This window comes from Pseudomonas sp. A-RE-19 (assembly GCF_019956555.1).
In the GTDB taxonomy this organism is placed as follows: Bacteria; Pseudomonadota; Gammaproteobacteria; order Pseudomonadales; family Pseudomonadaceae; genus Aquipseudomonas.
Window position 1 is genome coordinate 288,029 of record NZ_JAHBDQ010000022.1, and the last position, 13,382, is coordinate 301,410.

Annotated in this window: 6 protein-coding genes and 1 pseudogene; 6 read left to right on the top strand and 1 reads right to left on the bottom strand. The window is 59.7% G+C overall.

Annotated elements, in window-relative coordinates; all coding sequences use genetic code 11:
• Window positions 1-17: 17 nt before the first annotated feature.
• A complete protein-coding gene (gene recQ / locus KGB14_RS16465) occupies window positions 18-2,147 on the bottom strand; it encodes a DNA helicase RecQ (protein WP_223487824.1) in 2,130 nt (709 codons plus the stop codon).
• 273 nt (window positions 2,148-2,420) lie between these two features.
• Here recQ and KGB14_RS16470 point away from each other — a divergent pair, with 273 nt between their 5' ends.
• The 6 genes and pseudogenes from KGB14_RS16470 to KGB14_RS16495 form a co-directional block, all read left to right on the top strand.
• A complete protein-coding gene (locus tag KGB14_RS16470) occupies window positions 2,421-3,008 on the top strand; it encodes a YecA family protein (RefSeq protein WP_223487825.1) in 588 nt (195 codons plus the stop codon).
• A gap of 10 nt (window positions 3,009-3,018) precedes the next feature.
• Window positions 3,019-3,414 (top strand): YbaN family protein, encoded by a 396-nt coding sequence (locus KGB14_RS16475; RefSeq protein ID WP_223487826.1) that lies wholly within the window; start codon window positions 3,019-3,021, stop codon window positions 3,412-3,414.
• A 197-nt stretch (window positions 3,415-3,611) separates the two neighbouring features.
• Window positions 3,612-4,319, top strand: coding sequence for a cysteine protease LapG (gene lapG / locus KGB14_RS16480; RefSeq protein WP_223487827.1), 708 nt, complete (start codon window positions 3,612-3,614; stop codon window positions 4,317-4,319).
• A gap of 22 nt (window positions 4,320-4,341) precedes the next feature.
• Complete coding sequence (gene lapD / locus KGB14_RS16485; RefSeq protein WP_223487828.1) at window positions 4,342-6,282, top strand: cyclic di-GMP receptor LapD; 1,941 nt, start codon at window positions 4,342-4,344, stop codon at window positions 6,280-6,282.
• 138 nt (window positions 6,283-6,420) lie between these two features.
• Entirely contained in the window at window positions 6,421-10,920 is a 4,500-nt protein-coding gene (locus tag KGB14_RS16490; RefSeq protein ID WP_223487829.1) for an Ig-like domain-containing protein, read from the top strand.
• A 333-nt stretch (window positions 10,921-11,253) separates the two neighbouring features.
• A pseudogene (locus KGB14_RS16495) lies at window positions 11,254-13,382 on the top strand (hypothetical protein); the annotation flags it as partial.

The following is a 13,382-nucleotide window of genomic DNA, read 5'->3' on the forward strand; positions in this document are numbered from 1 at the left end:
TCTGTGCCGCAGGTCATTCAGATTTCGAATTCCGATTGCAGAGCGGCACGAACGCAATACAAAACACCTTCTGGAACTCTCCCTGCGAACAACGCGGCAATCTCCGACACGGGCGGCAATTCCCCCTCACCGTCGAGGAAGGCGTCCTGGACTTCGCCCATCAACTCTTCGGGCAGGTCCAGCGCCTGTTCCAGCGACAACTGCTGCTTGCCGATGGCTTCGGCGAGCATCGTGTAGACATTCTTTTCCGAACATTGCAGCTGACCGGCGATCTGCAACGGCGTCATGCCGGCCCGGGCCAGTGTGATCAGTTCGTGGCGCACATCGGCCACCACTTTTGGCGCCTCGACCTGACCGCCGAGCACTTCGAGGAAGGCCTCGCCGTAACGCTCCAGCTTGCGCGCGCCGACACCGCTGACCGTGGCCATTTCCGCCAGCGAAGTCGGCTGGCTGCGGAGCATTTCCAGCAGCGTCGAGTCGGGGAAGATGACGTACGGCGGCACGCCATGTTCTTCGGCCAGTTTGCGGCGCAAGGCGCGCAAGGCTTCCCACTGTTCGCGCTCTTCACCGCGAACCAGTTGGCTGGCCGGGCTCTTGCTGCCGGTCTTGGCCGTTATTTGTGGCTTGAGGTCGCGGCGCAGTTCCAGGGTCACTTCGCCCTTGAGCAGCGGTCGGCAGGTGTCGCTCAGGCGCAGCCCGCCGTAGCCTTCGAGGTCGATGTCCGCCAGACCACGGGCAACCAGCTGTCGGAACAAGGAGCGCCATTCGCTCTCCCCCATCGCTTTGCCTACGCCGAATACCGACAAATGCTGATGGCCGAAGCTGCGAACCTTTTCGTTGTCCTTGCCCAGCAATACGTCCACCAGATGACCGACGCCATAACGCTGGCCGGTGCGGTAGATCGCCGACAGCGCCTGACGGGCCGGCTCGGTGGCATCCCAGGTCTGTACGCCGTCGACGCAGTTGTCGCAGTGGCCGCAGGGTTCGGGCATGTCTTCGTCGAAGTACGCCAACAAGGTCTGACGGCGGCAGCGGGTTTCTTCGCAGAGCGACAGCATGGCGTCGAGCTTATGCTGCTCCAGACGCTTGTGGCGCTCATCGCCTTCGGAGTTTTGCAGCATCTGCTTGAGCATCACCACGTCTTGCAGGCCGTACGCCATCCAGGCATCCGCCGGCAGGCCGTCACGACCGCCGCGACCGGTTTCCTGGTAGTAAGCCTCAAGGGATTTCGGCAAATCGAGGTGCGCGACAAACCGTACGTTGGGCTTATCGATGCCCATGCCAAACGCCACGGTGGCGACCATGATCAGCCCTTCCTCGTTGAGGAAGCGCTTCTGGTGATGGGCTCGCGTGTCGTTGGGCAGACCGGCGTGGTATGGCAGCGCCGGGAAACCTTGCTCACTGAGGAACACCGCCACTTCGTCAACCTTCTTGCGCGACAGGCAGTAAACGATACCGGCATCGCTACGCCGCTCGGCGAGGAACGCCAGCAACTGTTTGCGCGGCTGCTCCTTGGGCACGATGCGATAGAAGATATTGGGGCGGTCGAAACTCGACAGAAAACGCTCGGCATCCTGCAAATGCAGACGATCGACGATTTCTTCCCGGGTGCGCTTGTCGGCGGTGGCAGTCAGGGCAATGCGTGGGACGTTGGGGAACAATTCCGCCAACTGGCCCAGTTGCAGGTATTCCCGACGGAAGTCGTGGCCCCATTGGGATACGCAGTGCGCTTCGTCGATGGCGAACAGGGCGATTTCAAGGCTTTGCAGAAACGCCAGCATGCGCGGCTGGACCAGACGCTCGGGCGCCAGGTAGAGCATTTTCACCTCGCCACGCTTGATCCGTGCGGCCAGATCGCGCTGTTGTTCAGCGCTCAACGTGGAGTTCAATGCCGCCGCCGCGACGCCCAGTTCCTCAAGGGTCGCGACCTGGTCGTCCATCAACGCGATCAGCGGTGACACCACCACCGCCAGGCCCTCGCGCAGCAGCGCCGGTACCTGGAAGCACAAGGACTTGCCGCCCCCGGTAGGCATCAGCACCAGGGCGTCGCCGCCACTGGCCACGCGCTCAATGATTGCACCCTGACGGCCACGGAAACTGTCGTAGCCGAAGATGTCCTTGAGGACGCGTTGAGCCTGTTCGAGCATAAAAACTCCAAAAATCACCGAAACATCCCTGCAAGGCTGGTTCAGAATCACGAAAACTGCACCGACAAATCGTAAGTGCGCATTGCATGACGCTTCACATCTCAGCCGTGACGCCAGCAGGGCATCACAAAACGCGCGAGTATACCCGACGCCTGTCCGGCAAAGGGCGCCGCTGATAAGACGCACGGGCACGCAAAAATGCCGCGCGGCTGGCCTGAGCGCTCAAGAAGGCCTAGAATTCCCGCATCGTATATTCCCCAAGGTAGCCCTTTAATGTCCTTCGCTGAGCAACTAACCCGCCTGCAAGTCTTCCTCGACGCCGACGAGCTGCATGACGAGGCGCTGGACTACGTGGCCGCCCACGGCTACCTCACTGCGCTGTCGATCTGCTCCGAAACCGTTCCCGACCGGGAATGGATCGACGCCCTCTTCGCCGAAGAGCCGCACTACGCCGACGACACCGAGCGTGAAGCGATCGAATCCACCCTGCTGCTGCTCAAGGCGCACATCGCTCGCCAACTGGCGGCCGACGAAGAGTTCGAGCTGCCGTGCGACCTCGATCTGGGCGAAGAGCCTGATGACTCCGACCTGCGCGGCTGGTGCATCGGTTTCATGGAAGGCGTGTTCCTGCGCGAAGCCGCCTGGTTCGAAACCGCCGAAGACGAAGTCAGCGAAATGCTGTTGCCGATCATGGTCGGTTCCGGTCTGTTCGACGAACAGCCAGAGTTCGAAGACATCGCCAAAGACGCCAACCTGATGGACGACATGATCGTGCAGATCCCGGAAGCCCTGACCGCGCTGTACCTGCTGTGCCAGGCGCCAGACGAAAAACCTGCGATCCTCAAGCCACGTCACCACTAAGGTTTTGCCTATGGACAACCCCATAGGCAATCGCCCCCTGATGTTGCGCTACGTGCTGCTGGCCATCGGCTGGCTGAGCGTAGCGCTGGGGGTGATCGGGATTTTCCTGCCGGTGCTGCCCACCACACCGTTCCTGTTGCTGGCGGCCGCCTGTTTCGCCCGCAGTTCGCCGCGCTTCTATCAGTGGCTGGTCGAACATCCCCAGCTCGGGCCGTGGGTTCGCGACTACCTGAGTGGCAACGGCATCCCGCTCAAGGGCAAGGTCTACGCCATCGGGCTGATGTGGGCGAGCATCCTGTTTTCCTGCTACCTGGTGCCCCTGCCGTGGGCGCGTGGGTTCATGCTGACCAGCGCGGTGTTGGTGACGGTTTACATTCTTCGGCAGAAGACGCTGCGCAAGTCTTGAAACTCAAGCGTTTGCGGTAAAGATCGCAGCCTGCGGCAGCTCCTACGCAATCGAGTACATCCATACCTTTGAAGGTGTACCCGGTCGGAGTAGGCGCTGCCACAGGCTGCGATCTTTTGCTTTACAGGCCGACGACCTGCCCTCCCTCATCGTAAACACCACCTAGACTTCAGACATCTGCACCCGAGCAGCCAGACATGTCCCGCAGTCCGCGTAGTCCAGAAGGGTCAACGCTCCGACTTCGGCTCGGTGGATGGCTGCTGTTGACGACTTTTCTGCTGGCCGGATGGGGCGGTGTCCAGGCCAACTGGGATTTTGCGCAGATTCTGCAAACGGCCGCCAAGCGCTACGGGCCCCTTGGCCCGGCTCAGGGGCGGATCGAGGCATGGAGTCAACTGCTGCAGAGCGAACTCAACCAGCCCGAGCGCGAACAACTGAACGCGGTCAATCGCTTCTTCAATCAACAACTGAGTTTTCAGGACGACACGCGTATCTGGCTCCGGACCGATTACTGGGCCACGCCAGTGGAATCCTTGATGAAAGCCGAAGGCGACTGTGAAGACTACGTTCTGGCTAAATATTTCAGCCTGCGTCACCTCGGTATTCCCAGCGAGCAACTGCGCATCACCTACGTCAAGGCCCTGACCCGGAACCAGGCACACATGGTGCTGACCTTTTACGGCAGCCCAACGGCCGATCCGCTGGTGCTGGACAACCTGATCGACGAGATCCGTCCCGCGTCTCAACGCAAGGACCTATTGCCGGTGTACGCCTTCAACGCCGAAGGCCTGTACTTGCCGGGAGCCAATGGCGGCAAACGCAGCAGCGACTCGAAAAAACTGTCGCGCTGGCAAGACGTGTTAAAAAAGATGCAGGTTGAAGGGTTCGCCGTAGACGAAGGCTAGCCGTCACAGCAAGGAGCGATTCATGTCACTGCGCAAACAGTTGTTTCTCGCCATTTGCCTGTTCCTGCTGGTGGCCTTCAGCGGCAGTTTTTTTGTCGGCCTGGAAAGCTCTCGCGAACAGATGCTCGGCCAATTGCGCTCCCACGCCCAGGACGCCGCCACCGCGCTGGGCCTGTCGTTGACCACACAAATCGATGACCCGGCGATGATTGAACTGATGGTCAGTTCGATTTTCGACAGCGGCTATTTCAGCAGCATTCGGGTCATTAACATCGAGGATGAACAAGTACTGGTGGAACGCAGCGCACCGGAGCAAATCAAGGGCGTTCCGGGCTGGTTCGTCAGCCTGGTGAACCTGCGTCCACAAGGTGGCGACGCGCTGGTCACGCGAGGCTGGGAGCAGGCGGCACGGGTCGAAGTGCTGAGCAATCCGCAGTTCGCCCTGGCCAAACTCTGGGACAGCACCCTCGGCAGCCTGATCTGGTTGCTGATTTGCGGGCTGCTCAGCGCGGTGTTTGGTAGTTGGTTGTTGCGCCGGCAATTGCGACCGCTCGACAACATGGTCAAACAGGCTGAAGCCATCAGCAAACGCGAGTTCCGCAGTTTGCCGAAACTGCCGCGCACCCCGGAACTCAGACGCGTGGTGCTGGCCATGAACCAGATGGTGGAAAAACTCAAGGCACTGTTCGAAGAAGAGGCGGCGCGCAGCGAAAAACTGCGGTCCGAATCTTACCAGGACAACCTTACGGGGCTGGCCAACCGGCGCTTGCTGGATGAGCAATTGGCCGACGAACTACTGGTTTGCGAGCAATGCCGCGACGGCCATTTGCTCATGCTGCGGATCAATGACCTGATCGGCCTCAACCAACGTCTGGGCGGCCAGCGCACCGATACCCTGATTGGCGCCGTCGGCGAATTGCTCAAACGCCTGACGCAGCCACCGGAACGTCGAACCTGGCTCGCGGCGCGCAATCGCGGCGGCGAATTCTGCTTGCTGACTCCGGGCCTGGACACCAAGGATGCCGCCCGCCTGGCCTCCGAAGTCAGCGCCACCCTGGAAAACCTGCGTCTGACCGGTGCCAGCGATTGCATGCCGGTGGCGCATCTGGGCGTGGTCGCCTATCACCCCGGTGAAGCGGCCGGCAACGTGCTGCTGCGCCTCGATCAGGCGCTGACCCAGGCCCGGCAACATCCCGAGCGACCCTGGGTGCACCTGGACCACGCCGATAGCGCGCCGAATCACTCTCAACACGATTGGCGCAACTGGATCGACGACGCGCTGACCGAGGGCAAGATGCAGCTGTATTTCCAACCGGTGGTGCAGTGCGCCGATACCAGCCAGGTGCTGCATCACAAAGTCCTCGCGCGCCTGCTTGACCCGCAGGGCGAGGCGATTGCCGCCGGGCATTTCCTGCCGTGGATCGAGCGCCTCGGCTGGTCGGCGCGGTTCGATCTGGCGATGCTGGAAACCACCCTCGAATACCTCGCCACCAACCGTTGGCCGCTCGCGCTGAGCCTGTCCGGCAGCACCCTGCGCGATCAGACCCAGCTGAAACTGATCTGCGACATCCTTGAATCACTGCCGGAACTGGCACCGCTGCTGACCCTGGAAATCGACGAACGCCAACTGCCACCCCCCGAAGAGCTGCAACGCCTGAGTCACAGCCTGCTCAATACCGGCTATCGCATCGGTTTGCAGCACTTCGGCGGCAGCTTCAGCCAGATTGGCAACCTGACTCAGTTGGGGTTGGCTTACTTGAAAATCGACGGTGCCTACATTCGCGGCATCGATGAACAAGGTGATAAGCGATTGTTCATCGAGGCGATTTTCCGGGCGACCAACAGCATTGATTTGCCGTTGATTGCCGAAATGGTGGAGACCCAGGGGGAGTTGGAGGTGATACGGAAGTTGGGGTTGTTTGGGGTGATGGGGCGGTTGATCGGGCCGCCGGAGCCGATGTGAGGGACTCGACCGTTCGTCTAAAACCTGACCCGACCTGTAATTTCTGACAGTAGCCAGATCAGCTCGCTGTGGTGCCCAATCCTGTCCATCTCCCCGCGATTCAAAAACCATCGCATCGTTCTGGACAAGGAACTGACCATGACTTCTCTACGCCCTTACCTGACTCCCTTTTCCAGAATCGATATCAGCCCGATGTCACTGGATCCCGTGCTAGTCACGGGTATGACCCGCCCCATTGTGGACGGAGATGGCGGTATTGGTCTTGGTGTGGTCGAAGACGACCCAGAGGGCGTATTTTGCGTCATCGACCCGTGGTATCGCATGCAGGAAGGCGACACCGTCGACGTTTACCTCGACTTGGTCAACGTATGGAGCCACGAAGTGACGGCACAGGAGGTCAATCAGCGCCTGTTCTTCTTCGTGCCGAAGGAGCAGTTCGTGCCCGGCTGGATCGAACAGTGCTTTTACCGGCTACAGCGAAAAGATGAGACAGAACCGGACGCTCCTTCGGTAACGCTGCGACTACTGGTCAAGCTTGACCGGCCCGCTGGTCGAGACACTGACCCGCACTTACCAGGGCACTCGCATTTGAAAATGGTGCAGTTGCCCAAAGAGGTCATCGAGCAAGGCGTCGATGCCGAGTGGGCCGCCAAAGGCGTGCCCATGACGATTGAGCGCTATCCCAACATTGCCCTGCGCGACACCGTCCAGGTGAAATGGGGCAGCGTTTATCTCAAGCCGCTGGTGCTCAGCCAAGCGCACGTTGACGGCACTCAGCCCATTGAGGTTGTTGCCGAGCAGGCCGATATTCTGGCCGGTGGCGACAGCGCTGCGCTGCTGGTGCACTACGAGGTGTACGACGAGGTGTGGAACTACTCGGTTGAATGGTCGAAAACCACCACGGTGAAGGTCGACGCCGGTGCCTGGCGCCTGGACGCACCGATCATCGACGAGGCGGTCGACGGCAAAATTGACCTCATAGCCTTGAACCAACAGGATGTCACCGTACTGATTCGTGTCGAGACAGACGACTTCGCGATCGGCGATACGATCACCATGACCTGGATCGGCACACCGAAAATCGGTGAACCGTTGATTAACATCCAGTCTCACGAAATCACCAATATCCCGAGCATTCTGAAGCTGTACATTCCCTACGAAGAAGTCCGTGCCATTGCCATGGGTTCGGCTGATGCCTCGTATGTGCTGACCAAGAAAGACGGTAGCCCCCCCCTTTCCTCCAAACGTACCTTTGCCAATGTGGTCGGCGATGTCTATGCATACCCTGCTCCGGTCCTTCGCGAGGTACTGGGCGACATCCTCGAACCCGACACAATGATGGCCACTGTGGATGTCTCATACCCAAGCATGGCCAACGGTGACTACATCGAACTGATCTGGGAGGGTACGCGATCCGACAGCTCGTCGTATCTGCATTCGGAGGAACATACCGTCAGCCAAAATGACGCCGAGCGCAAACTGATTACGCTCTACATATTCGGCGAACATATCGACGTACTTGCCAATGGCCGCCTCAATCTGTGGTATCGGGTCACCAATGATGAGGCGGCGGTCTACGGGGTGAGCGAGTCCGAACATCTGCTGCTCAAGGTCCAGGCAATTACTGCGACGCTGCCGGCGCCGAAAGTGCCGGAGGCGAATGAAGAAGACGTGCTCGACCCATCGAAAATATTCGAAAAAGTCACGGTGCTGGTCGACTACCTGGGCACCGTCAAAGAGGACATCCTGACCTGCTACTGGACCGGCCCCAACCCTTTCACCAGCACCAGTGACTGGCTACCGATCACCACGATTTCCGCCGGCAAACCCATTTCATTCCGGGTGGACGCCGATTTCGTAACTGCCAATATCGGCGACTACGTCAAGGTGCGCTATACCCTCAAACACGCCGCCACCGGGCTGTACAGCTATTCGGGCACGCTGAATCTGTTGATCGGTTACCTGGTGGGAGAACTGCCCCCACCGCAGCTCATTCAAGCAGTCGATGACACCCTCGATCCGATCAAGGCGCTCGACGGCGTCGACATCAAGGTCAGCTACGAGAGCATGGACCCGGCGCTGGATACCGTCATTTTGAAATGGCTCGGCACCCCCGGCCCGGGCACCTCCGAGGATCAGGAAAAACCGGGGGATCAAAGCGGCACTGTCATGTTTCATCTTGATGCGTCCTTCGTTGGCCCCAACATCAACCGGATGGTGAGCGTCGGTTATGGCGTAAAACGCTACGGCCATGTAACCCCCTCACAGACCTTGAGTCTGAGGGTGCTGGAGTTCCAGGATCCTGAAAATCAACTGCCGCGCCCCGAGGTGCCTCAGGCTGTCGAACGGGTTCTCGACCTGATGGAGTTCGCCGGCGACCCGGATGTCGTTGTGCAGAAGTGGCCGTTCATCGCGCCCGGGCAACGACTTTGGTTGCGACTCGAAGGCCAGGCCATCGGCGGTACGCCTCACCCCATCGTATTAATGGATGGCGTGCTCATTACAGACGGGCAAGTCAGCAACGGGCTCAAGCAAAGCCTGCCTCGAGCCGAGCTGCTGAAACTGGTCCATTCTTCATCGGCCACGGTGCTGTGCAAAGTGGCGTTCGACGGCGCCGCCGAAGAATCGGCCGCAGTCGAGTTTCCGTTGCTGCCGTTAACCGTCAGAACCCGCTATGACTATGTGACCCCAGACATTACCGATGTGCTTGACTCATGGGGCCAGGTTGCTGAGGGTGGCTTGACCTTCGATAAGCAAGTGACAATCAAAGGAATTGCGACTCGTGGTGAAAAAGTTGCGCTGTTTGATGGTTCCACGCCACAAGGAGAGGCTGACGTCGATAAAGATGGCATTTGGATGAGACCGCTTACCCATTTAACGGTGAAGGATTATCACGTTACAGCACACGCTCTTTATGATGCGGATCCCGTGTCCAGTCTACTTCGGGCCTTTACTGTAGCTGAGGCTGTGACACCGACCATTGACCGTGTCACTGACTCCAAGGGTGAAGTCCTGCATAACGGCACCACGTTCGACACCAGCGTGACCGTCACAGGCAAAGCGAGCCCCGGCCAGACCGTGCAGCTCTACGACGGCAGCACCCCGATTGCGCCCGTCACGCCGGTCGATGACAGTGGCAAGTGGAGCAAAACGCTCACCGGTCTGAGCGTTGCGCCCCACAACATCAAGGCCAAAGCGCTTTATGGCACACAGCCGGAGTCGGAGATTCGGGCCTTTACTGTGGCTGAGGCTGTGACACCGACCATTGACCGTGTCACTGATTCCAAGGGTGAAGTCCTGCATAACGGCAGCACGTTCGACACCAGCGTGACCGTCACAGGCAAAGCGAGCCCCGGCCAGACCGTGCAGCTCTACGACGGCAGCACCCCGATTGCGCCCGTCACGCCGGTCGATGACAGTGGCAAGTGGAGCAAAACGCTCACAGATCTGAGCGTTGCGCCCCACAACATCAAGGCCAAAGCGCTTTATGGCACACAGCCGGAGTCGGAGGTTCGGGCCTTTACCGTAGCGGTCGCCTCGGCTCCGATTATTGAGTGTGTCACTGACTCCAAGGGTGAAGTCCTGCATAACGGCACCACGTTCGACACCAGCGTGACCGTCACAGGCAAAGCGAACCCCGGCCAGACCGTGCAGCTCTACGACGGCAGCACCCCGATTGCGCCCGTCACGCCGGTCGATGACAGTGGCAAGTGGAGCAAAACGCTCACCGGTCTGAGCGTTGCGCCCCACAACATCAAGGCCAAAGCGCTTTATGGCACACAGCCGGAGTCGGAGGTTCGGACTTTCGTCGTGGCAACTCACATCGCTCCCAGGATCGACTCGGTAAAAGGTGGCGGCGTCGAAATACCTGACAACGGAGAAACCAAAAGCACCACCGTCACCCTGCGGGGCATTGTTACGCCCAATCATCAGGTGCAGATCTACGATAACAACGTAGCCAAACATACAGTGACCGCTGTCGGTACGACCTGGGACACAACGCTTGCCGTGCCCGTGGGCAGCCACTCGATCACGGCAAAAGCGCTCACCACCGGGCAGGTTTCCAACACTCGCAGAGTAAGAGTCCTGTCGTCGTTGACCATCAACACGGCACGCGTAACGCTGTCCGGGTGGATTTTCAGACATGACAGTACGCCAACGAATCCTCCGGCCGGCAGTTTTGTCGACAGAACGGCCAACAGTGGTGTGCCGCCCTATCGATATACCTCGAGTAACCCCGGGGTTGCTGAAGTCAATGTCAATACGGGCCGGGTAATTTCCAAAGGCAATGGCAGCGCTGTGATCACGGTCACCGACGCCACGAACCAGACCGCGTCTTATCCTGTTTCGGTTTCGAATGTGTTTTACTCCTTCGGACTCGGTTCGTTTGGTCCATACGGGCTTGCTGCTGAGGCGGCCGCCCAGCACGGGGGAAGAATTCCTTCCTTGGCCGAGTGGCGGTCTTACATCAACACTTATGCGGGGGTCGCGACCATTGCCAGATGGGTCTGGAGTGCCGACCGAGCCGGCATAAATACTCAGTGGGCGATCTATCCAGCTACCGGCGCAACACAGCAGTATTGGGATTGGTTTTTCAATCGCCAGAGTGCTGATGGTTTTGGTATCAGGCCGAAATAGTCTCGATAGAGGGGTAATACTGTTCATTCAGGCAAGACTCTTCAGTCATTCTTACCTTTGTGGCGAGCGAGCTTGCTCGCGCCGGGCTGCGTAGCGGCCCCAAAAATCTGACAACCATTGCCGATTTTTGTGAGTGCTGCGCACTCAAGCGGGAGCAAGCTCCCTCGCCACAAGTTTCTCACTGACAAGCAGCTCCACCCTGCTCAAGACCACACAGGCATTCAAACCGTTCATCGGAAACCCCCGCCAACCTGTTACTTCTGACAGTAGCCAGCCCTCCCGCCTCAGGCCTTAAATCACTCCGTCACCCTTTCACGGATCGGAGTCCTCACCATGCTCAAGCAGCCCCCTAAAAAAATCTCCCCACTGACCCGAGCCGGCACGCTCGCGCTGCTGGATCCGGAAGTCCCCGGGCGTACCGAGCCGGTGCTGCCCTCTGGTGAATGGGGGATCAACCGCGCCGCGGCCCGAGGCAACTTTCCCGAGAAGGGGCTCAAAGTGCATATCCCCGCTTGGGCAAACATGAGCAAAGGTGATTCGGTCAAGTTGCTGCTCAATGGTGGCGTGGTGGATCAGCACACCCTCACTCAGGACGTTGAAGTGGGTGAGCGCGCCACCTTGTGGGTGGCCCCGGCTCGACTTCTGAGCGGCGTCTACCCGCTGAGCTATTCGGTCAAGCGGCTCAGCCAGCAGGAGGAAACTTACACCCCGCCGGCCATACTCCTGGCCAAGCTTGAACCGCCGGGCGGCCAGGATCTGGATCCGGATGTGGGCGCCCATTCCGAGCTGTTCATGACCTTTACACCGCCTGAAGTGGTCCAGGACGGGGTGGACAAGGACACCGCCAAAACCGGCATCGACATCACCATCAAGGCCAAATCAGGCATCCCGACCGATCCTCCCTACCCGAACATCACCGTGGGCGACGTGATCACGCTGAGCTGGGGCGGTGTGCGCGTGCTGTCCGCCCCGGTCACCCAGGCGCAGATCGACACCCCTGCCGACAACCCCATCGTCATTCACGTCAACGAAACGGTCATTCTTGAGGCGGGGGACTCGGGCAAGGACAAGCTCGCCGTGACCTTCATGATCCGCGACCTGGTGCACAACGAGTCCGAGGACTGGTGCCCGGAAACCCGCATCGAGGTCACGACCGATACGACGCGGCTGGGTGCGCCGATCCTTGAACAGGCCAACGGCAACGAGCTTGATCTGGACACCCTCGGCGAAGAGGCGCTCGACCTCCAAGTCTGGGCCGATTCCCCAGACGACTTCCACAAGGACGACGTCATCATCATGAACATCAGGGGCACCACCCTCGATGGCAAGCCGGTAGACATCAAGGCACGAGGAACAGTACCTAAAAATCCGCCCGTAGTGGTTCACGTACCGTTACCGAACAGCACTGCCCGTGATTTGGCCAAGACTCAGGCGGTCTTTTCCTACGAACTGGAGCGCGGCGGGTCAGTCATCCAGCGTTCCAAAGGTCGTTTCGTCAACATCGTCGGCGAAGCCAGGCTGCTGGCGGCGCCCCTGGCCGAGGATGCATCGGACGGCGCCCTCAACCCCGACCTGGCGCGCGCCCGGATCCGTATTCCCTACGATGAAACCCTGCTGGAGGGCATGGGGATCGAGCTCAAATGGCTCGGCACTCGTCCCGACCTCAGCAGCTACGAGCCGGAGCTGGACTGGTACATCCCGAGCGCAAGCGAAATCGCCGACAAGGACGGCTTCGTCATCATCGTCGAGGGCCGGCACCTCAAGACGCTCGAAGGTGGCACGCTGGATCTGTCGTACAACCAGCTCAGCGATGAAAACGGCGAAATCGTGAGTCGCGGCTCGCTGCACGCCGCGCTGCTGAGGGTGGGCGAACCGCAATTCGAACTGGTCAAGCCTACGGTTCTCGGGGAAAAGGACGGCGTACTGAAACCCGAGGAACTGGGCGGGGTGGGCAAGGTCACCTGCCCCAACCCGGTCAGCAATCCGACCAAGCGCGACGACAAGGTCACCTGGTACTTGCGCGATGCGCAGGGTGCCGAGCTTTACCATAACGAAATTAAAATCAGTGCCCTGACCGCCGGCAAGGATGTGCACTTTCCCCTCGACGCAGCCTTCGTGCGGGATTACTTCGAAGCCCGGCGCGGGGAAAAACTGAGTGTCAGCTACACGCTTCTGCGAGCGGAGACGGGTAAAACCAGCTATTCAAATCCGCTGGAGTTTGTGATCGACGAAGCGTTGGTGGAATTGCAACCCGAGATCACCTCGGTGAAAGATTCGAAGAATGTTGAAATTGCCGAGGGTGCATTCACGGTAGAGAGCAATGTCACGCTCAAGGGTACCGCCAGCAAGGGCCAGAAAGTCGAGGTGCTCGACGGTGCCGTGTCCAAAGGCCAGTCCACCGCTGACCCGGCGACGGGGATCTGGGAACTTCAGGTGTCGGGGCTGTCGGTGGCGGCTCACAG